At 65.8% G+C, this 22,290-nt stretch carries 12 protein-coding genes; 6 read left to right on the plus strand and 6 right to left on the minus strand.

The features are described from left to right. Positions 1-125: 125 nt before the first annotated feature. Together metH and GUV69_RS22875 are read left to right on the plus strand one after the other, a co-directional pair. A complete protein-coding gene (metH, locus tag GUV69_RS17405) occupies positions 126-3,776 on the plus strand; it encodes a methionine synthase (protein ID WP_164204708.1) in 3,651 nt (1,216 codons plus the stop codon). 43 nt (positions 3,777-3,819) lie between these two features. Then, on the plus strand, positions 3,820-3,972 hold the full coding sequence (locus GUV69_RS22875; protein WP_167525100.1) for a hypothetical protein: 153 nt from the start codon (positions 3,820-3,822) through the stop codon (positions 3,970-3,972). 510 nt (positions 3,973-4,482) lie between these two features. On the opposite strand, the gene fdhA is transcribed toward GUV69_RS22875, so the two are convergent. Then, complete coding sequence (fdhA, locus tag GUV69_RS17410; protein ID WP_164204710.1) at positions 4,483-5,700, minus strand: formaldehyde dehydrogenase, glutathione-independent; 1,218 nt, start codon at positions 5,698-5,700, stop codon at positions 4,483-4,485. 750 nt (positions 5,701-6,450) lie between these two features. Between fdhA and GUV69_RS17415 the strand changes: the two genes are divergently transcribed. After that, the gene (locus tag GUV69_RS17415; RefSeq protein ID WP_164204712.1) at positions 6,451-7,830 is read left to right on the plus strand and encodes an MFS transporter; all 1,380 of its coding nucleotides are present in this window, start codon (positions 6,451-6,453) and stop codon (positions 7,828-7,830) included. 289 nt (positions 7,831-8,119) lie between these two features. Beyond that, entirely contained in the window at positions 8,120-10,279 is a 2,160-nt protein-coding gene (locus tag GUV69_RS17420) for an amylo-alpha-1,6-glucosidase (protein WP_164204714.1), read from the plus strand. Positions 10,280-10,418: 139 nt separating this feature from the next. Here GUV69_RS17420 and GUV69_RS17425 read toward each other — a convergent pair whose 3' ends face one another. Both GUV69_RS17425 and GUV69_RS17430 read right to left on the minus strand, forming a co-directional pair. Continuing rightward, positions 10,419-11,783: an MFS transporter gene (locus GUV69_RS17425; RefSeq protein ID WP_164204716.1), complete on the minus strand. Its 1,365-nt coding sequence runs from the start codon at positions 11,781-11,783 to the stop codon at positions 10,419-10,421. Positions 11,784-11,900: 117 nt separating this feature from the next. Further along, positions 11,901-15,767 (minus strand): hydantoinase B/oxoprolinase family protein, encoded by a 3,867-nt coding sequence (locus tag GUV69_RS17430; protein ID WP_164204718.1) that lies wholly within the window; start codon positions 15,765-15,767, stop codon positions 11,901-11,903. Positions 15,768-16,127: 360 nt separating this feature from the next. Between GUV69_RS17430 and GUV69_RS17435 the strand changes: the two genes are divergently transcribed. Both GUV69_RS17435 and GUV69_RS17440 read left to right on the plus strand, forming a co-directional pair. Next, a complete protein-coding gene (locus GUV69_RS17435) occupies positions 16,128-16,907 on the plus strand; it encodes an N-carbamoylsarcosine amidohydrolase (protein WP_164204721.1) in 780 nt (259 codons plus the stop codon). Positions 16,908-17,086: 179 nt separating this feature from the next. Continuing rightward, a complete protein-coding gene (locus GUV69_RS17440) occupies positions 17,087-17,899 on the plus strand; it encodes an IclR family transcriptional regulator (protein WP_164204723.1) in 813 nt (270 codons plus the stop codon). A gap of 5 nt (positions 17,900-17,904) precedes the next feature. On the opposite strand, the gene GUV69_RS17445 is transcribed toward GUV69_RS17440, so the two are convergent. The 3 genes from GUV69_RS17445 to GUV69_RS17455 all read right to left on the minus strand — a co-directional run bounded on the left by GUV69_RS17445 (position 17,905) and on the right by GUV69_RS17455 (position 22,242). After that, the gene (locus GUV69_RS17445) at positions 17,905-18,735 is read right to left on the minus strand and encodes an IclR family transcriptional regulator (RefSeq protein ID WP_244292766.1); all 831 of its coding nucleotides are present in this window, start codon (positions 18,733-18,735) and stop codon (positions 17,905-17,907) included. Between the two features lie 94 nt (positions 18,736-18,829). Then, a complete protein-coding gene (locus GUV69_RS17450; protein ID WP_164204725.1) occupies positions 18,830-21,682 on the minus strand; it encodes an ATP-binding cassette domain-containing protein in 2,853 nt (950 codons plus the stop codon). Beyond that, positions 21,679-22,242, minus strand: a complete 564-nt coding sequence (locus tag GUV69_RS17455; RefSeq protein WP_164204727.1) for a hypothetical protein — start codon at positions 22,240-22,242, stop codon at positions 21,679-21,681. Before GUV69_RS17455 ends, GUV69_RS17450 begins: the two co-directional genes overlap by 4 nt. Positions 22,243-22,290: the final 48 nt, after the last annotated feature.

Consider the following 22,290-nt stretch of genomic DNA (forward strand, 5'->3'; position numbering starts at 1 on the left):
TATGGCACTATGCGACTTCGGCGGCGGCGGCGGCGTGGGTCTGGGCTATGTGGCTCCCACTACCCCCCGTCGTAGCACACGGACACACAGCGCAACCTTCCAGCCCCCAGACGTAATCTGTTTAGATGCCTCGTTTTGCGCTTGATATTGAGTCCGTCCCCCGCCCCGTCCGTGCCCAGGAGCTGCTGGATGCGGTGAACCACCGGGTCGTCATTGCCGACGGGGCCATGGGCACCATGCTGCAGGGCCGGGAACTCTCCCTGGAGGACGACTTCCTGGGGCTGGAAGGCTGCAACGAGATCCTCAACCACACGCGCCCGGACGTCCTCGCGGACATCCACGACGCATACTTCTCCACCGGCATCGACGCCGTTGAAACCAACACCTTCGGTGCGAACTGGTCCAACCTCTCCGACTACGGCATCGACGACCGTATTGAGGAGCTCGCCCGCAAGGGCGCCGAGATCGCCCGCGAGCGGGCGGAAGCGGCAGAGAAAACAGACGGCCGCATGCGCTGGGTCCTGGGCTCCATGGGCCCCGGTACCAAGCTCCCCAGCCTCGGCCACACCACCTACGACTACCTCAAGCAGACCTTCGCCCTGCAGGCCGAGGGCCTCATCGACGGCGGCGCGGACGCCTTCCTCATCGAAACCAGCCAGGACCTCCTGCAGACCAAAGCCGCCGTCAACGGCTGCAAGCAGGCCATCGTCACCCGCGGCATCCGGCTCCCCATCTTCGTCGAGGTGACCGTCGAAACCACCGGAACCATGCTCATGGGCTCCGAAATCGGCGCCGCACTCACCGCGCTCGAGCCGCTCGGCGTCGACGCCATCGGCCTGAACTGCGCCACCGGCCCGGACGAGATGAGCGAGCACCTCCGCCACCTCTCCAAGCAGTCCTCCGTGGCCATCGCCTGCATGCCCAACGCCGGCCTGCCCGTCCTCGGCCCCAACGGCGCGCACTACCCGCTCTCACCCACCGAGCTCGCCACCGCGCACGAGCAGTTCGTGCGCGAATTCGGCCTGGGCCTGGTAGGCGGCTGCTGCGGTACGACGCCGGAGCACATGGCCGCCGTCGTCGAACGTCTTGCGCCGTTGCGCGCCGCCGCCGCGGTCACCAGCGGCGGGCGGGGCGCCGACGGCAGCCGCGTTCCCACCGAGCGTGAAGCCGGCATCGCGTCCCTCTACCACCACGTGAATTTCGACCAGGAGTCCGCGTACCTCGCCATCGGCGAGCGCACCAACGCTAACGGTTCCAAAGCGTTCCGCCAGGCAATGCTGGAGGAGCGCTGGGACGACTGCGTGGACATCGCCCGCGAGCAGGTCCGCGTCGGCGCCCACCTTCTGGACGTCTGCATCGACTATGTGGGGCGCGACGGCGTGGCCGACATCAAGGAGGTCGTCTCACGTTTCGCGTCGGCCTCCACCCTCCCGCTCGTCATCGACTCCACCGAACCGCCCGTGCTGCGGGCCGGGCTCGAACTCATCGGCGGACGCCCGGTGGTCAACTCCGTCAACTACGAGGACGGCGACGGCCCGGACAGCCGCTTCGCCCGCATCATGCCGCTCGTGAAGGAACACGGCACCGCCGTGATCGCCCTGACCATCGACGAACAGGGCCAGGCACGCACCACCGAGGGCAAGGTGGCCATCGCCTCCCGCCTCGTCGACGCCCTGGTGGGCGAATGGGGCATGCGCGTCGAGGACATCATCGTGGACGCACTGACCTTCCCCATCGCCACCGGCCAGGAAGAAACACGCCGGGACGGCATCGAAACCATCGAGGCCATCCGCCAGATCACCGCCAAGTACCCCGGCATCAACACCACCCTCGGCGTCTCCAACGTGTCCTTCGGCCTGAACCCGGCAGCGCGCATGGCCCTGAACTCGGTGTTCCTGCACGAGGCCGTGCAGGCGGGCCTGACCAGCGGCATCATCGACGCCGCCAAGATCGTGCCGCTCGCTTCCCTGCCGGAGGAGCAGCGCAAGGTGGCCCTGGACCTCGTCTATGACCGCCGCGAATACGACGCCGACGGCAACGTCACCTACGACCCCCTGAACATCATGCTGGACATGTTCGCCGGCGTCGACACCGCAGCGCTCAAGGACCAGCGCGCCGCGGAACTCGCGGCGCTGCCCACCGGCGAACGCCTGCAGCGGCGCATCATCGACGGCGAAGGCAAGGGCCTCGAAGAGGACCTCGACCTTGCCCGCAGCGAAGGCATGACCCCGCTCGGCATCATCAACGACCAGCTGCTCGAAGGAATGAAGGTTGTGGGTGAGCGCTTCGGCGCCGGCGAGATGCAGCTGCCCTTCGTGCTCCAGTCCGCCGAGGTCATGAAGAACGCGGTGGCCCTGCTCGAGCCGCACATGGAGAAATCTGATGCCTCCGGCAAGGGCACCATGGTGATCGCCACCGTCCGCGGCGACGTGCACGACATCGGCAAGAACCTGGTGGACATCATCCTCACCAACAACGGCTACAAAGTCATCAACATCGGCATCAAGCAGGGCATCGCCGAGATCATGGCCGCAGCCGAGGAACACAACGCCGACGTGATCGGCATGTCCGGGCTGCTGGTGAAGTCCACCGTGGTGATGAAGGAGAACCTCGCCGAGCTCCAGTCCCGGGGCCTGGCGAAGAAGTGGCCCATCGTCCTCGGCGGCGCAGCCCTGACCCGCGCCTACGTGGAGCAGGACCTGGCAGAGCAGTTCGAAGGCACCGTCCGGTACGCCAAGGACGCCTTCGAGGGCCTGGCCCTCATGGAACCGCTGGTGCAGGTGGCCCGCGGCGCCGACCCCGCCGCCGTCGGCCTTCCGCCGCTGAAGAAGCGGATCCACAAGGGCGGCCCGAAGTTCACGGTGACCGAGCCGGAGGCAATGCCCGGCCGGTCCGACGTCGCCGCCGACAACCACGTGCCGTCGCCACCGTTCTGGGGCACGCGCATTGTGCGCGGCGTCTCGCTGCACGACTACTCCACCTTCCTCGACGAGCGCGCCACCTTCATGGGGCAGTGGGGGCTCAAGCCCGGCCGCGGCGACGACGGCGCTTCCTACGAGGAGCTGGTGGAACGCGAGGGCCGGCCGCGCCTGCGGTACTGGCTGGACCGCATCCTGGGCGAGAGCATGCTGGATGCGTCCGTCGCCTACGGCTACTTCCCGGTGGTCTCCGAGGGGGAGCAGGTGGTGGTGCTGCACCACGGGGAAGACCGCGACGGCGTCCTCGGCACCCCCGGACTGCTCGCCCCCGACGGCGGGTCAGGCGGCCCGATCGGCACCGACCGGCTGCGGTTCAACTTCCCGCGCCAGCGCCGCGACCGGCACCTGTGCCTCGCCGACTTTGTCCGCTCCCGCGAATCGGGACAGATCGATGTGCTGCCGGTGCAGCTGGTCACCGCCGGCTCGAAGATTGAGGAAGTGACGTCCGAGCTGTTCGCCGGGAACCACTACCGCGACTACTACGAGCTCAACGGCCTGGTCATGCAGCTCACTGAGGCGCTGGCGGAGTTCTGGCATGCCCGTATCCGCTCCGAGCTGGGCTTCGCGTCCGAGGAGCCCAAGGACAAGGCCGGCCTGTTCAAGCTGGACTACCGCGGTGCACGATTCTCACTTGGCTACCCCGCGTGCCCGGACATGGAGGACCGCCGCAAGGTCACGGAACTCCTGAAACCCGAGCGGATGGGCGTGGTCCTCAGCGACGAGCTGATGCTGCACCCGGAACAGTCCACCGACGCGTTTGTGTTCCACCACCCGGAAGCCAAGTACTTCAAGGTGTGAGTTGGGGGCCGGTTTCCGCAGGGACAGGGATTAAGCTTCCCCTATGGGAATTATCATCACACTGCTTATCATCTGGCTTGTCCTCTCGATCCTCGGCTTCGTGGTGAAGGGCCTGCTGTGGCTGGCCTTCATCGGCCTGATCCTGTTCGTGGCCACGGGCGTGTGGGGCTGGCTCAAACAGCGGTCCAACGTCTGACGCCCTGCAGGGCAATGCCGCGCGGGCCTGAAACGGCAGGCAACAACCTGGATTAGTGCGCTGGCCGTGTTGGGCGCATGGCTTCGGCCGGCTTGGGCCGGGGAGCAATACCGGTGGTCCAGGTGGCCCGCACTTTTACATCCTGCACCTTTTACATACGGAAGCGGCCGACGGCGGGAGGTTCCCGCCGTCGGCCGCTTTCCTGTGTGCGCACTTCAGCGCCTATCTGAGTGGTCCCGGCCTCAGGGCTGATGCCGAATGGCCGGTGCAGCCACTGTCAGCGGACGCCGAGGTCGCTGTCAACATACGAACCGGGGCGATTTTCAGTGCGATGGTGGCAATTGCAGCCACCATCCAGCTGCAGCCGAACGGTCACCGGACTCGATGCTTCGAGCCGGATGTCAACAGGCTTTTCCCCGTTGCTGCTAAGCCGGAGAATTGATTCTTGGTCGGTGCGATGGGTCATGTGATTACCTTTGCTGGTGCTGGGAGAGTGGATGCGCTGCGGTTCTACGCCTTGACGTATCCGTTCGGATTCAGCACGAATTTCGTCGCCGAACCGGCGTCAAATTCGGCGTAACCGCGCGGTGCATCCTCAAGCGGGATCGCTTTCGCGTTTACTGCCTTGGCGATCTGAACCTTGTCGTGCAGGATCGCCATCATCAGCTGGCGGTTGTACGACATGACGGGGCACTGTCCAGTGGTAAACGACAGGGACTTCGCCCATCCGGTACCCAAGGACAGCGAGAGGGAGCCGTGCTTGGCTGCCTCGTCAACTCCACCAGGGTCGCCGGTGACATACAGGCCGGGAATGCCCAGAGCCCCGCCTGCAGCGGTGATGTCCATGAGCGAGTTCAGCACGGTGGCGGGGGCCTCGTGGGAGGCGTCCTTGCCGTGACCGCGGGCTTCGAACCCTACGGCGTCGACGCCGCAATCAACTTCGGGGACGCCAAGGATTTGCTCGATCTGGTCCTTCGGATCGCCGTTTGTGACGTTCACCGTTTCGCAGCCGAAGGATCGGGCCTGAGCCAGGCGGTCTTCGTTCATGTCGCCGACAATCACCACGGCTGCACCGAGCAGCTGCGCGCCGACGGCGGCCGCGAGGCCCACCGGGCCGGCACCGGCAATGTAGACAGTGGAGCCGACGCCCACCCCGGCGGTGACGGCGCCGTGAAAGCCTGTGGGGAAGATATCGGAAAGCATGGTCAGGTCCATGATCTTTTCCAAGGCCTGATCGCGATCCGGGAACCTGAGCAGGTTCCAGTCAGCATAGGGGACCAGCACGTATTCGGCTTGGCCGCCCACCCAACCGCCCATATCCACATAACCATAGGCGCTGCCCGGGCGGTCAGGGTTGACGTTCAGGCAGATGCCCGTCTTGCGCTCCTTGCAGTTCCGGCACCGGCCGCAGGAGATATTGAAAGGTACGGAGACTATGTCTCCCACCTTGATGAACTCCACGTCCGGACCGACCTCCACCACTTCACCGGTGATTTCATGGCCGAGGACGAGGTCCTTTGGGGCTGTGGTCCGGCCCCTCACCATGTGCTGGTCCGAGCCGCAGATATTGGTGGTCACCGTGCGCAGGATCGCGCCGTGGGGTACTTTTCGGCCCACATTGGCGGGATTAACGCCAGGCCCATCTTTGAGTTCGAACGTCGGGTAGTCGGTGTTGATGATTTCGACGACACCGGGTTCTTTGTAGGCGACGGCTCTGTTTCCTGACATGGACACTCCTTTGTGTAGGGGTATTTGGTGCCAGGCCTTCCGTTCGGATGGCCTTGCACTGACCGGCAAATTTGCAGGCGCTGCCCCATGGCCCGAGAGCGGTGCTTCGATGAGGATACCTCCCCAGGTTTCAGGCCACCGAAGCACCCTTCACGGACACGGGACAGCTCTACTGATGAGACTAGGGTCACAAGAGCTGCAATAAAAGCGCAAGAATTTGAAGATAACCATGCAGAATCAATGCATGAAGGATCCGTGGCTCATACTTCGGGTGGTCGCCCTGAAAACGCAGATGCCTGACGCACGGGATCAACCAGGGGGATGGTGGGGGCGGCGGTGCTTGCCACCCGCACCGCGGAACCGACCGCAGCCAGCACGCCGAGCCGCGCCCCGCCCGTGTACCGGCTTGAGGTCTGCAGCGTACTTTGCAGGCCCTGCACGGCCTGGCCTGTGCGATTCCTTGCGCGTGAGTTCGCTAATAAAGTTCTGGACTGGGCCCTGGGGGAGTCCTCTCCGGTCAGGACTCAGGACATGCCCGCGGAATTGCTGACACTGCAGAATCCCTTCAGGTCCCTTCCTTCGTGTGACAGGAAGAGTCATGCCCTAATCATTGACTTGTTGCTGCCAGAGGAAATAAGTTGTTGTATGACCAACGGTGATCCAGATCATATGTGCGACGCATTGCCCAGTGGCTAGGCTGAGAGTGAAGCACCTCGCGGTCTTGGCGCCATCCCCCTGAATGGAGACAACATGGAACGCGATCTTGCAGACAATTCGCTGGAGAAGGTGAGTCCGGAGCGCCTGCGTAAGGTCGTGCGGGCATCTTTTGCCGGAACGGTGGTGGAGTGGTTCGACTTCGCTATTTACGGCTACATGGCAACCCACATTGCCGCCACATTCTTTTCATCGACGGATCCGGTGGTGGGTTTGCTGGAGACGTTCGCCGTGTTCGCTGTCGCGTTCGCGCTCCGGCCCTTGGGCGGCATCTTCTTCGGACGCCTGGGTGACCGCCTTGGACGAAAAAAGATCCTGGTGCTGACCGTCCTGCTGATGTCCGGATCTACGGCTGCAATCGGGCTCATCCCAAGCCACGAGACGATCGGCATCTGGGCCGCCGTCCTACTGGTGCTGGCCCGGTGCCTACAAGGCTTTTCCGCCGGCGGCGAATACGCGGGCGCCACCATCTACGTCGTCGAGCACAGCCCCGACAGGCACAGGGCACGCTACTCGTCCGCCATGTCCGCGGCGACGTTCTCCTCATTCGCCCTCGCAGCTGGACTCGGAGCGCTGCTCAGCTTCCTCCTGCCCCCCGAGGCTATGGGCGATTGGGGCTGGCGCATCCTCTTCCTGCTGTCAGTACCGATGGGCCTGATTGCCTTCTACATCCGGGCCAAACTCCATGAGTCCCCCGAGTTCCAAGCGATGATCGATGATGCCGCTGCCCGGCCCGCCCCGTCTTTGGGAGTCGTCTTCCGCACCCAGTGGCCCGCGATGCTCCGCCTCGGCGGGTTCGTGATGCTCACGGCGCTCTCCTTTTACATTTACTCCACGTACATGTCGACCTTCCTGATTAAGGTGGTCGGCCTGCCCCCGCACCTTGCCCTGTTCTCGAGCTTGATCTCGCTGAGCATGGCGACGGCGCTGGCCCCCGTGATGGGCCGTGTCTCGGACCGCATAGGGCGCCGCCGCACCATGCAGACCGCCGCCGGTCTCCTGGTCGTTCTCACCATTCCGGCGTACATGATCGCCGAGCAGGGGACGTTCGCGACCGCCGTTGTCAGCCAGCTGCTCATCGGACTCGGTGCCGTGACCGCTAACGTGGTGACCTCGGTCCTGATGTCGGAGATGTTCTCCACCGACGTGCGTTTCGCGGCGTCGGGCACCTGTTACAACATCACCTACGCGGTGTTCGGCGGTACCGCACCCTTCCTGGCAACGTGGCTTGTCGCGGGAACCGGATACTCGCTCTCCCCGGCGATCTACGTCTCTGTTATCGCCGTCGCATCATTCCTCGTCGCCACCCTCCTCATGCCCGAGACCGCAGGACGGCCTCTGCGCCGGTACCACGACGACCCCGTGCCAGCAGAGCCTGTGCGCGCCGCGGCCTCAAAAGCGCTGCACGGGGCCTGAGGTCCCACGGCAAGTAAGATGGTGGGCCGCTGCCGGGACCTGCACGGGTCCCGGCAGCGGCTGGCGATCGCGATGGCACAGATCCGCCGGTAGCTACAAGGGACGATTTGAGGAAACCAGGCCTAGTCTCGGCGGCCATATTGAATTCTTTCGGGCCCCTTCGAGGCCCTGCTCTGGCAACCGCGAACCGACGCGCGTAGCGTTCGAATAGAACGATGGCGGCGGTGGCAGCCTGACCAAGGACCGGCACGCTGCCGTACTGTGTGCCAATCCTTTCGAGGAGCCGGAAATGGCTGGATGGAATGCCGATACGGCGGCCGGGCCGCTGGGCGCCGGGACGATCACGTTGGTGGAAGGTTCGTCCTTCTGCATCTCCCTGCAGAACGGGGACATCCACCCCGAACTCCCGCACGGGGTCTTCTTCCAGGACACGCGCATCCTGTCCCGCTGGAGCCTCACCGTCAACGGCCAGGTGCTGGAGCCGTTAACGGCGGAAACGAAGGAACCCTATCGGGCGCTGTTCGCGGGCCGTGTTGCCCGCTCTGACGGGTATGCGGACAGCCCGCTGCTTGTAGAGCGGCTGCGCGAGGTGGGCGTCGGCATCACCGAAGAGATTACGGTACGGAACTACTCGCTGGATCCGGTTGAATGCGTGGTCTCCCTCACCGTCGAAGCGGATTTCGCCGATCTGTTCGAGGTCAAGGAGGCGCACATCCAGCGGCACTGGGATCAAACCCGGCAGCCGGACGCGGGTTCGCTGACGATCAGGGGCACTTGGCAGGATGCCCGCAAAGGGATCGTCGTCAACGCCGCCGGCGCCGACCACGTTAGTGCGGACGCCTTGACCTATAGCACCGTTGTCCCGCCGCACGGCCACTGGAGCACCGTGCTGAGCGTCATGCCCACTGTGGACGGAACCGGCCCGGTGGCACCGTTTACTCATCCGGCACCGGGCGATCTCTCTCCCCGGGACCGTCGCCGGATGGAGTGGGTGGCCAGGATTCCGGCGCTGCAGATGGGGAACCGTTCGATCGAACGGACCCTGCAGCGCAGCTACGACGATCTGGGTGCACTCAGGATCGAGGACCCCGAACATCCGGAACGGGTGGTGGTCGCCGCCGGGGCGCCCTGGTTCATGACCCTGTTCGGCCGAGACTCTCTCTGGGCCTCGGAAATGGCGCTGCCGGTAGACCCGTCCCTGGCCTTGGGCACGCTGCAGACGCTTGCCGACCGCCAGGGCCGGTTGGTGGACCCGATGAGCGAGGAGGAACCGGGCAAGATCCTGCACGAGGTCCGGCTCGGCGTCTCCAGCGGTCTGTCCTTGGGCGGTAAGCCGGAATATTACGGCAGCGTTGATGCGACCCCGCTGTTTGTGAGCGTGCTCGGAGCCGTCAGCCGCTGGGGCTTCGCCAAGGAGACCATCGCCGCCCTGCTGCCCAACGCGGACCGGGCGCTGGACTGGATCCGGGACTACGGGGACCGCGATGGCGACGGCTTCGTCGAATATGAACGCCTGAATGATCAGGGGCTGATCAACCAGGGCTGGAAGGATTCCTGGGACGGGATCAACTTCGCCGACGGCACCCTGGCGGAACCGCCGATCGCCCTGTGCGAGGTCCAAGCCTACGTCTACTCGGCGTACATGGCGCGTGCGTGGATGGCCTACGACGCCGGCGACACGGCGGTGGGAGACGAGCTTACCGACCGGGCGGCAGAGCTGAAAAAACGGTTCAACGAACAGTTCTGGCTGCCTGACCGCGGCTATTACGCGATCGCGCTGGATAAGGACAAGCGCCCGGTGGACGCCTGTGCCTCCAATATGGGCCACTGCCTCTGGTTCGGTCTCGTGGATGAGGACAAGGCACCGCTGGTGGCCGAGAAGCTGATGTCCCCGCAGATGTTCTCCGGCTGGGGCGTTCGCACCCTGGCTACCGACATGGGCGCTTACAACCCGGCGAGTTACCACAACGGCTCGGTCTGGCCGCACGACAACGCCATTATTGCGGCCGGCCTGGTGCGCTACGGTTTCGTGGAAGAAGCCCAGCGGATCGCCACGGCCCTGCTTGCGGCCGCCGAGTACTCGAACGGCCGGCTGCCCGAACTCTTCTGCGGCTTCGACAGGGAACGGTTCACCCAGCCCGTCCCGTACCCGACGGCGTGTTCGCCGCAGGCCTGGGCCGCGACGGCACCGATCCTGCTGGTGACCAGCCTGATGCGCTACGACGCGCATGTATCCCGTGGTGGTCTGTGGCTGGACCCGGTGCTGCCGGAGGCCTACGGCAACCTGCACATCACCAATGCGCCCATGGCCGGCGGCCGGATTACCATCGATATTTCCGGTTCCACCGCCTCCGTCCAAGGGCTGCCCGAGGGCATGGCGCTCCACCGCGGTCACCGGCCGTGGATGACCGAGCTGGTGGAACAGGCCAAGCTGCGCAAGGAAGGTTAGCGGAACGGGCGGCCTCGTCAGACCACCTCCTCCTCACCCAGACGGGGAACCTGCTTATTAACAATCGGCACGGCGGGAACTCTCCGGTGTCAGGGAGTTCCCGCCGTGCCGACGGTGTTGGGGTGCGGGTTGGTCCTTGTCAGTCGGTGCGGACCTTGCCGGGGTCCACGTTTCGGGCGGCAAAGATGAGCAGGCCGGAGGCCAGGATGGGCAGGACGCCCCACCATAGGGTGGCGTTGATCCAGCCGGCACCGGCTGCGAGAGCGGCGGTGATCAGCAGGCCGCCGAGGATTGCCCCGACTTGGCCTGAGGCGTTGATGATGGAGGCGCCCGTTGCCCGGGTGTGGACGGGGAAGCTTTCGCCGGTGAAGAACAGCAGGGCCGAGAAGGGACCGATGAGGAAGAACAGTCCGGCGCTGTACAGCCCGATGATGAGCGGGAAGTCCCCGTTCGGGGCCTGGAGCATGGTGAAGAAGGAAACAGCGCACAGGATCCAGCCGATCCCGATCGCGTTGCGGCGTCCGATCCGGTCGCCGAGCCAGCCATGGAACAGGTAGCCGGCGAAGGCGGTGGCGTTGGAGATGATGAGGATCAGCAGCGCGTTGTCGAACTCGACGTTTTTGCCGTCCGGTGCCGTGAGCAGCGACGTGCCGAGGATCGCGAAAGCAAGGACGCCAAGCCAGTTCAGGAGGAAGGCTCCGCCGATGGTCAGGGTGGACCGCAGCGATTCTCCGCGGAAGACTGAGACGAGTGGGCTGGCCTTCTCCGAGACGTCGATTCCGTACTTCTCCCCGAGCTGCTGCGCCTCTTCCATCCGGCCGTCCTTGATCATCTTGTCGATCTGGTGGCGGTGGGCGAACTGGGGGCTCTCTTTGAGCCAGCGTCCAGCGAGGACAATGAAGACGGCGGGGAGGGCGGCCACGGCGAAGCAGAGTGCCCACCCGCCGATGGGGAACAGCAGGTAGACGGACCCGGCGGCCAGGACGGAGCCGACCGGCCAGCCGGACTGGACGAGTGAGTAGATGAGACCGCGGCGGCGGGCCTTGCCGGGGTCGCTGTTGTGGGCAAACATCTCGTTGAGGTAGGCAGCGTTGATGGACTGTTCGGCGTAGCCGAGGCCGGCCAGTGAACGCACGAGGACCAGGAAGACGAGTCCCAGGCCGGCAGCGAGGCCCACAACCCAGCCGACAGTGGCCGTTAGCAGTGAGGCGACGGCGGCACCGACGACGGCGATCAGGATCCCCTTGCGGCGGCCGATCCGGTCGACGATCGGGCCAATCCCGAAGGCCACGAGGGCAGTGCCGGCGGTAACCCAGGTATTGATTCCTGTGGACTGGGCCGCGCTCCAGCCGAGGTCTGCGGCCAGTACTGGCAGGAGGTTGCCGAACAGGACGAAGTCGTAAACGGCGAAGGTCCAGGCGAAGAAGCAGATCCAGGTCGCCAGCCGGACGTCCTTGGGCGTGACATCAGACTCGACAAATTGAAAGGTTGGGGCAGTGGTCATAGCGGTTCCTAATTCACGGGGATAGGTGGGGGTGTGATGAGTAGGGAACGAAGGGGGCGGCCTGGAAGCCAGCGTTGCTAACTGGCTCCAGGCCGCCCCCCTTACGGCTGCTCCTGCTTAGGTTGCCGAACTGAGCTCGGAGACCAAAACCTCGCGGCGTTCGGCAGTTGACCTCAGGTCGACCGTGAGCTGGCCGTTGACCTCCTTGAGGACCACACCGTAGTCACGGACGGCCGCCTCCGCGGTTGTGAAGCCGTCCAGCACGTCCTCAAGGACCTTCAGCGGGTCCCGCTTGTGCGGGTCACCGAAGCCGCCACCGCTGGGCACGGTGATCTGCAGGGAGTCGCCGGCCAGCAGCTGACGGCCGGTGACCTTGGACGGCCACGACTCCTCGCCTGCCCGGCCGGGGTTTTTCACGAGCGAGCCGTTGAGGCCCTCATGGCCGCCGAAGGCGCCCCACGGCACGTCCGACTCGTGGCGTTCACCCTCGCAGGTGATCGCGGTGTCCGTCAGGAAGGTGTTCTCCCGGACGATGCCGATACCGCCGCGGAACTCGCCGGCCGCCGCCGGCTCGGAGCGCAGTTCATAGCGGTCGGTGCGCATGGGGAACCGCCATTCAAGCTCCTCGATCGGGTTGTTGCGGGTGTTGGCGATGAGGTTGTCCACGGAGTCCGGCCCGTCGCTGGTCGCCCGGGCGCCGTAGGAGCCTTCGTTGACCTCGAGGTAGACCCAGTACTCGCCCTGCTTCTCGTCCCATCCGGAGTAGGAGATGAAGTGGATGTGGGCGGAGTTGCCGGCGGTGACCCGGTCCGGGATGACAGGGGCCAGGGCCCGCAAAGCCAAGTCGACGGCACGTTGAACCTGGGAGAACCGGGAGAAGGTTGCGGCCGGATACTTCGGGTTGAAGATGGTGCCCTCCGGGGCGATCACCTTCAGCGGCTTGAGCATGCCCTCGTTCTGGGGCACGAACACCGGGAAGGCGACCTCGTCTAAGAACATCATGCGGGTGATGAACGTGAATGCCGAGACCGTGGTTCCCTCGAAAGCACAGTTGTAGGCGGTCGGCACCTGTTCGGAAGATCCGGTGAGGTCGTAGGTAATCTCGTCACCTTCGACGATCACTTTCACGACGATCGGCAGCTTCTTGCCATAGTTGCGGCCGTCGTCGTCCAGGTAGCCGACCTCGGTCTCGTAGACGCCGTCCGGGATCTTGGCGATCTCCTGGCGCAGCATCCGCTCCGAGTAGTCGATCCAGCTCTGGCCGGCTTCGCGGACCGCGCCGAAGCCGTATCGCTCAATGAGGGCGATGTAGCGGGACTTGGCCAGTTCGCAGGCGGCGATCATCGCCTGGAAGTCGCCCTCGTTGGACGTGGGTGTCCGGGTGTTGTTGAGGATGTGCCGGATCAGCGATTCCTGGCGGACGCCCTTCTCGGAAATCTTCACCGCCCGGAAGATGGTGCCTTCGGACTGGATGTCCTGAATGTCCACCATCAGTCCGGAGTACGCACCGCCGTTATCGATCAGCTGGCCCGAGGCTCCGGCGAAGCCGACGAGCTGCCCGTCGTGGAAGATCGGTTCGATGATCGCCACGTCGGGGGAGTGGGTGGCGCCCAGGTACGGATCGTTGTGCAGGATGACGTCACCGTCGTGGATGTCGTCGCCCAGGACCGAGATCACGCCCTTGACGATTTTGGGCATGGAGCCCATGAACATGGGCGTGGAGTCGGACTCGGCCAGCACGTTGCCGTCCTTGTCGAAAAGCCCTGCGCCGAGGTCCTCGGACTCGCGGATGATCGAGGAGTAGGCCATCCGGAACAGCACCGAGGCCATTTCCTTGGCCGCCGAGTTCAGGGCGCCGCCGATCACGCGCATCAGGATCGGCGTGGCCAGTTTCTCGGCGCTCTGCGTCGCGGCCGGGCAGTCGATGACGAGGTTGCCGGCTGCGTCCACCGCTCCGGAGAATCCCGGCGGAATAACTGTGGTGGAGTCGTACTGTTCGATGATGGCGGGGCCGCTGAAGGTGATTCCCACGCCCATCCTGTCGCGGTCGTAGAAACTGGTGTCCAGGGTCACCGGCTTGCCGTCCTGTTCGAAGGTCACCGGACGGGTTTCCACCAGGGCGTCTTTGAGGGAACCGGACTTGATCGCTTCGGGCGTGGGCAGGTCATCCATCACGGCGCTGGCCTCCACACGGATGTTGATGACCTCCACGGTGCCGTTCTTGAAACGGTGACCGTACTCCTCAAAGTGGGCATCGTGGAAGGCTGCCTCGGCCTTTTCCAGCCAGGCTTGGTTGACCGGTCCTGCGGGGGCAACGAAGCGGATCTCGTATCCCTGGCCCTCGTAGCGTGCGTCCGCGAGCCATTCGAGCTTGCGGCGTTCGGCCGGCACGTCCTCGGCATCCAGCTGGGCATTGGCCTCGCGTTCCAACTGCTCGAAGGAGGCCTGGATGGCGGCGGGGTTGGCGCTGCTGAACGTGAACCGGCTGGTGGCGACGAACTCGTACTTTTCGTCGGTGGCCAACAGGCCGGTGGCGGCCATGATGCCGGGGTGGGCCGGGATCAGCACCTTCGGGACCTCCAGCTCCGCCGCGATCTCGCAGGCGAACAGTGCGCCGGCGCCGCCGGCGGCGACGAGGGTGAAGTCGCGCGGGTCGTAGCCGCGGCGTACGGAGTTCTGCTCGATCGCCTGGGTCATGCCGAACTTCTGGATCTGCAGCGCGCCGAGGGCTGCCTGGTCCACGGACATGTTGAGCTTTTCTGCGAGCCCTTCCATGGCCTTTCGGGCACCCTCGAGATCCATGTCCATTCCTGAGCCTGCCAGGACGCGGTCAGGGCGCATGCGGCCCAGGAGCACCTGGGCGTCGGTAGACGTCGGCTCCGTGCCGCCGCGGCCGTAGCAGACCGGGCCAGGGACGGCGCCGGCTGACTGGGGACCGACGCGGAAGACCCCGCCGGCGTCGACGTAGGCGATGGAGCCGCCGCCGGCACCGATGGTGTCGATGTCCACCATAGGGACCATGGCCTGGTGATCGCCGATCTTGGTGTCCAGCAGGTGGCGCATGCGCAGTTCACCCTTATAGGCCACACCGATGTCCGCCGAGGTACCGCCGATGTCCAGGGTGACGACGTTCTCGAAGCCGGACTGGCGGCCGGCCCACATGCCGCCGATCAGGCCGCCCACCGGTCCGGACATCATCAGGGTGACGGGCCGCTTGGCGGCCTCCTTGATCGGGACCATGCCGCCGGAGGACTGCATCAGCAGGATCTCCCGCTTGTAACCCAAGCTCTCGGCTTCCTCCTGCAGGCGGTAGAGGTACCGTGAGACACGGGGGCCGACATAGGCATTGAGTGCGGTGGTGGAGAACCGCTCGTACTCCCGGTACAGGGGCACGATTTCGCTGGACAGGGACAGGTACGCCTCGGGGAATTCCTCCGCGACGATCTCCCCAATACGCTGCTCGTGGGCGGGGTTCAGGTAAGAGTGCAGCAGGCAGACCGCGATGGCTTCGACGCCGGCCGCCTTCAGCTCGCGGACTCGCTCACGGACTTCGTCCTCATTCAGGGCAACCAGGACGTCGCCGTTCGGGGCAGTGATGCGCTCCTTGACCGTGAGCCGGTGCCTGCGCTTGATCAGCGGCTTGGTCTGCCACGGCAGCTCCTGCTGCAGCGAGAAGTTGTATGGCTTCTTGTGACGGGCGATGTGCAGGATGTCCCGGAAACCCTCGGTGGTGATCATCCCGACCTCCGCCCCGGTGTGCGTCAGTGCGGTGTTCGTAGCCACCGTGGTGCCGTGTACCAGCTGGTCGATCTCCGCAAGAGAGATACCGGCCTTCTCACAGAGCTTCCTGATGCCGTTGATCACGCCCTCAGACGGGTCGTGCGGGGTGGACGGGACCTTCTCCACAACGGCAATGCGCTGGGCGTCGTCTGAAAAATACAAGTCGGTGAAGGTGCCGCCGACGTCTACTCCGATGCGCTTCATGCTGGGGTCCTTTCGGAAGTGAGGCTCAGGACTGTGTTGAAGGGGAAAGCCCGCGTGGGCTTCTTGGCCATTAGGCCATCCCCTGTTTGGAGTCCGCTGGGGTTAGACCGCAAATCTATGTGCTGAAGATCACAAAGTTGCTTAGTAAGCAATGTAGTTCCCGTGGAAGCAACACACAATGGCTAGCGGCTTATTTTTTTTGGGCGCACCCTCTGCCCGTGCTGGTATGCGGGGCCTGGGCGCGAATTCCAGGAAAACCGGAAAAGGGGGTTGTTTGTTGCGCAAACAGCAACTACTGTGATGGGACAGCAACAAAATGCGGACAGGGAAAGCCCGGTCCCCGAGAGAGTGGAGAGAACCATGACAGCAGAGACAGAGACGTTCAACGACATCGAAGCCCGTCTTGCCGCAGTGCTGGAGGAGGCGTTCGAAGCAGGAACGGACATCTACAACGAGCGAGGCTTCAAGCGTCGGATCGGCTACGGCAACCGCCCCGCCGTCATCCACATCGACCTCGCCAACGCCTGGACCCGTCCGGGCCACCCGTTCAGCTGCCCTGGCATGGAGACGATCATCCCGAACGTCCAGCGGATCAACGAGGCCGCCCGCGCCAAGGGTGTTCCGGTCTTCTACACCACAAACGTGTACCGCAACCGCGATGCCACGTCCGGGACGAACGACATGGGTCTGTGGTACTCGAAGATCCCCACGGAGACCCTTCCGGCGGATTCCTACTGGGCGCAGATCGACGACCGTATTGCTCCCGCGGAAGGCGAGGTGGTGATCGAGAAGAACCGCGCCTCGGCGTTCCCGGGGACGAACCTCGAGCTCTTCCTGACCTCCAACCGCATCGACACCCTGATCGTGACCGGTGCGACCGCGGCCGGATGCGTGCGCCACACCGTTGAGGACGCGATCGCGAAGGGCTTCCGCCCGATCATCCCCAGGGAGACCATCGGCGACCGCGTCCCGGGCGTCGTGCAGTGGAACCTCTACGACATCGACAACAAGTTCGGTGACGTGGAGTCCACGGATTCGGTGGTGGATTACCTGAACCGTCTTCCGCAGTTCGAGGACACGGTTCCGAAGACCCTCTCGGATCCCCAGCCCGAGGTGGCGTGCCCCGCGGATCCGGCCTAAACCGCACCGCACTCTCGGAAGCCCGCGGTCCGGCATCCCCGGGCCGACCCGACGACAGCCGGCACCCTCAGCGGGTGCCGGCTGTCGGCTGGCTGCCCGGCCTTCGGCCAGTGGAGGAAAAGGCATCGTACGATGGCTGATACGGGTGACCGCGCGTAGCGCCCGGAGAGGGAGAACTCATGCTGGAGCCACAAACCACCGCCGACAAACCGCAAGGGGCGGCAGCCTCGCTGCTTAACGGTCTGACGGTTCTCGAAGCGTTCTCTGTCGCCAAGCGATCCCTCCTGGGCGTCACGGAGATCTCTGAGCTCGTCGGTCTTCATAAGAGCACCGTCTCCCGGATGCTCACTGGCCTGGACGAGGCCGGATACGTGCAGCGCGACGAAGACACCGGGCGGTACCGCCTGGGGCTCGGGATGATCGGGCTGGCCGGACCGCTGCTGGCCGAGCTCGGCGTCCGCCGTGTCGCCCTGCCGCATCTCGAAGAACTCACCGAAGCCACCGGTGAGACGGCCGCGATCGCCGTCTGGAACGGCACCAATGCAATCGTTGTGGAACAGACGGCGAGCCCCCATCAGGTCAAGCACAGCGCGGTGATTGGCACGCGGTATAACAAGTTCGCCAGCTCCTCGGTCCGGGTGTTCCTCGCCGAACTGCCGCCCGAAGAGACGGACCGCCTTCTGGCCGGCCGGACGGTGCTGCGAGACGACTATCGGGGGCTCGAGGACCCGGCCCACGAACAACTGGCCGAGGTCCGGGACCTGGGCTTCGCCGTCAACGACGGCGAGACCACCTACGAGGAATACGGTGTGTCCGCCCCCGTGCGGGATTATCGGGGCGAAGTGGTCGGCTGCATCACAGCCAGCGCGCCCCGGGCCAGAGTTCAGCACCAGCAGAGTCAGTCCGTCCTGCGCGAAGCCGTGCTCCAAGCCGCTGAACGCGTATCGACCCGTCTGGGCAGCAACCCGGGAGAAACACCCCCAACCCGCTGACCGGCTCAGTCCGGAAGGGAAGCCGACCAGCCCAAGCGGGTGGACACTTCCGAGGCAGCATGTTGTACGGCTCTAACCAGCGGGTCCCTCGTGGCGTGGTTGTGTACGCGGGAACGGGGAGCGGATACGGTGATGCAACCCACCACCTTGCCCCGGTAATCCCGAACCGGAGCCGAGACCCCAAACTCCTCCTCGGCAGTCGAACCGTCGTTGACCGCGTATGCCTGACGTGCAACGTCCTGCAGGTGTGCGGTGTGGTCCAACGGCAAACCATCTCCGGCCGCGCGGAGTATCTGCCCGGATTCGATCAGTTCGGCCGAGATCGCCGGCGGCAGCTCCGCCATAAAGACCCGCACCGAGGAACTTTCAAATTTGTTGTAGCGGGTTCCGATGGCGGCAGTGTGTTTGACCTGATGAGGGCTGGCCACCTGCTCTACGACGATGGCCTCATGACCATTCCAGACAGAGATTGCGCTGGTTTCCTGGGTGCTTTCAGTTAGCTGCTCCAAGTACGGAAGCGCAGCGCGACGGACATCCAGATCCGCCAGCAAAGGGCCGGACAGCGCAAGGAGGCCCAGCCCGAGCCGATAGCGTCCCGTCTCTTCGTCCCGCTGGACATATCCAGCTTCTGTTAAACCGCCAAGAATGCGTGACACTGTGCTCTTGTGGAGGCCAACGCGCTGGGCAACCTCGGTGACACCTAGAACCGGACGCTGCACCGAGAAGGCTTCCAGTACAGCAAGACCGTTCAACAGCGAGGCCGCGGCTCCTTGGACCTGGCTGTTGTCCTGCCTCGGTCGTCCCGGCATCTGCGTCCTTTCGCGAATCGTGGCCATGCCGCCACTCTGGTGGCCATCATATGCCGTGCCCAGGCGCAGACGCGGAGAATGCGGCACGGCACTGCTCTGGCCGGGTTTCCCGGCGGTGTCCTCAGGCGCCCAGGTGAAGACGGTCCCTGGGCTGGGCGGGCTGGTTTTGGGCGGATTGGGCCTGTGCGGCGTGCCCGCCAGGCCCTGGGATGTGACCGGAGACGAGCTTCACCCGCCGGAGGGCGGCGAGGATGGCCCGCCCCACCACGGCGATTCCGATGATGGTGGTGACGGCACGCAGGGTGTCCCAGCCCGCCGTCGAGGTCACCAGCGAGTAGAGCAGGAAGCTGCTGAGGTTGGTGCCCAGCGGCGCGCCGGGCAGGTAGGAGATGCCGGTGCCGGCGCCCACCGCAAAGGGCCAGAACCACAGGTTGGTCAGCAGCCCGAACAGGTAGGACGCCACGATGCCGTAGCCGCACAGCATCCACAGCTCGGCCCTGCCCCGCACCCGCTTCGGGAGCAGGCCGGCCCCCGCGCCCACCCACGCGCAGGCGAAGATCTGGAACGGTGTCCACGGCCCGATGCCGCCCCACAGCGCGCTCGAGAGGGCGATGGTGGCGGCGCCCAGGAGCATGCCGAACCGGGCACCGAACGCCCGGCCGGCCAGAATCAGCAGGATAAAGACCGCCTCCACGCCCCCGACGCCGGTGCTCGCCACCCGCACCGCGGAACCGACCGCTGCCAGGACGCCGAGCAGCGCCACAGTGTGTGCCGAGCTCACCGAGCCGTCGAGGGAGACCACGATGGCGACGACGGCGAGCGGCGCGATGGCCAGCGCCGCGTAGGGGAGCGCCGCGGCGGCATCCTCGGGGAAGGCGGCGGCCAGCAGCGGCCAGCAGAACGCTGCGAGGGCCAGGACATTTGCGGCGGCGAGGACGGCGAGTTCGGCGCCGCGCGGCATCCGGAGGCGGTGCTGCCGTGCCGGGGCGTGCGTGTCCGGTTGTTCGGTGACGCGTGGTCGGCCTCCGGCGTTTTCCTGCCGGGGGAGTGGGAGCGGCGCGGCTTCTGTTTTCTCAGACGCAGTGGAGGGCGCGACGCCGTCACGCATCGGGAGGATCCGGGCGCCAAGGCTGTGGGCAAAGGAGAGGTCGTGGGTGGCAATGAGGACCGCCGCGCCGTCGTCCGCGGCCGCCCGCAGCGCAGCCGCGACCGCAGTGCGTGCCGCAGGGTCGAGTCCGCGGGTGGGCTCATCGATGAGTAGCACCTGGGGGTGGTCCATGGTCTGCAGCGTGATGGCAAGGATCCTGCGCTCTCCGGCCGAGAGATCCCGGGGATGCTCGTGCCCGATGGGAATCCGGACGTCTCCGCGCAACCGGGCCAGGCGTGAGGCCGCGGATCCTGGTTCGGGCCGGGCGCCTTTTCCGCGGGCCTGGCGGCGCTCGGCCGCGCGGAGCTCTCCTGCGACCGTATCCCTGGTGAAGAGGTCGTCCGAGGCGTCCGGCACCAGGGCGACCCGGCCTCCGTCGACTGTACCGCCGTCGACCGTGCCTTCGCCCAGGGCGAGCGCCACCAGAAGAGAGGACTTTCCGGCGCCGTTCGGTCCCACCAGGGCCACCACTTCGCCGCGGTGCAGGGTCAGGGACGCATCGCTCACGAGCGCCTTGCCCTTGCGGTGCACCGCGAGGTTGGCCGCCGCCAGGACGGGCGCGTGCCCCGCTTCCGGAGTGTGTGTTGGATGCGCAACAGCCGGGACCGAAGCCGTAGGCGCGGCACCCGGCACCAGGGCGCCGTCCTCGATGGTCCACCAGGAGTCGGCAACCGGGACGAGTGCTTCCGCGCGGTGCTCCGCCACGATGACGCAGACTCCGGCATCGCGGGCGAGGGCGCTGAGCACGGCGATGACGCGACCGCGGGCCGCGGTATCGAGGTCGGCCAGGGGCTCGTCCACCAGGAGCAGGGCCGGATCATCCACCACCGCGGCCGCGATGGCCACGAGTGTTGCCTCACCCGCGGAGAGGGTGCTGATGTTCCGGTCCAGCAGCGCCGACACCCCGATGCGGTCCGCGACCTCGAGCACCCGGTCCTTGGCGGCAGCGGATGGCATGCCTCTCAGCTCAAGGGCGAGGGAGATTTCGTCGCGGACCCGGGTGCTGGCGAATGCCGCGCGGGGATTCTGCAGGACGACCCCGATGTGGCGGGCAGTGTCGCGCGGCGGCGTGCTGGCACGGTCCGCTCCGGCGACGCGCACGGTGCCGGAGATAGCGCCGCCGTCAACGTGGGAGAGGAGGCCGGCGATGCCGCGCAGGACGGTGGACTTGCCGGACCCGGTCGGGCCGGTCATCACCGTGATGGACCCGCTGGACGGCGTGAATCCCGGGACGTTCACTGAGGCGTCGCCGATGCGGAACTGTGCGTCACGCACCAGAAGCGGGCCGCCGTCGTCGTTCCCGGCGCAGTGCGGCGCCCGGCTCCCGAAGCCGCGCAGCTCCAGCGCCGCGGCAACCCGGGCCGCGTGTTCCAGGGTGCGCTCGAGCACGGGCACCAGGGCGCGGGGGCCGAACCGTTCGCCCCGCAAGCGGAACGCCAGGCGGACGGAGGTGACGGCGTCGGCAAGCGCCGGAAGCGCCGCCCACGCCACCACAAGCGTCCGGGCCAAACCTTGCATGGGACCGCGGCGGGCCAGGTGCACGAAGCCGCGGGCCACGTCCACCCAGGCGTTGAGCAGGCCGAAGGCGAGGAACATCCCGGCAATCGGCAGGGCGGATACCACCGCGGCCCACAGGCCGGGTCCGCTGACCGGGCCGAGAAAAACCACATGCGCGTACGGGGCCGGCAGCCGCATCGACGGGAGGTCGAGCAGGACCGGTTCGCCAAGTCCCGCCCCGTTGAAGAGGATGCGGTAAATGACCCGCGCCGCGATGAAGACGACGGCGAGAGCCGCCGCTGCTCGTAGCGGCGCGGGTCGAAAGGTCATGCTGCGGGTGCGGCCGGTTCGCCGTCGACCGTGTAGAGCAGCTCGAGGCTCTCTCCCGGGTTGAGCTTGAGGCTGTCCAGACCTTCTTGCGCGTAACCCCACGTGCCGGCGGCGGGCTTCACCCAGAGGGCCCAATAAGAGACAGTGTTTTTGTCATCGCATACTTCGCGGATAGTGCCACCCTTGTGCTTGATATCGAAGTCCGCAGCGGGCACACCGTTGACGCGGCACGCGAAGCTCGTGGGGTACTTAGCGGTGCCTTCGATCTTCACCTCAGCGTCGCTCAGCACGGCCGATGCCTGAGTGGGTCCGTCCGCGGGGACGCACACGGAGGTATCGGCGGCAGCCTGCTCCAGGGAGCCGGAATCGACGATGACCTTCACGCCGGTGCAGGGCTCGGAGGCATTGGCTGAAGCCGTCGCGGAGGAAGGCGCTGCAGAGGAAGCCGGCGCAGAGGCGGATGGGGTGGCGGCCGGTGTGGAACAGGCGGCGAGGGTCAGCAGGAGACCGGCGGCGGCGAGAGAGCTCGCGGCGGCGGTGCGGATCTTAGTCAAAGTCACGCTTCAAGGGTAGGGCGTGGCGTGTCGGGATCTGGAGGCCGTCACGTT

It is taken from the genome of [Micrococcus luteus] ATCC 49442 (assembly GCF_010367585.1).
Taxonomy (GTDB): Bacteria; Actinomycetota; Actinomycetes; order Actinomycetales; family Micrococcaceae; genus Arthrobacter; species Arthrobacter luteus_A.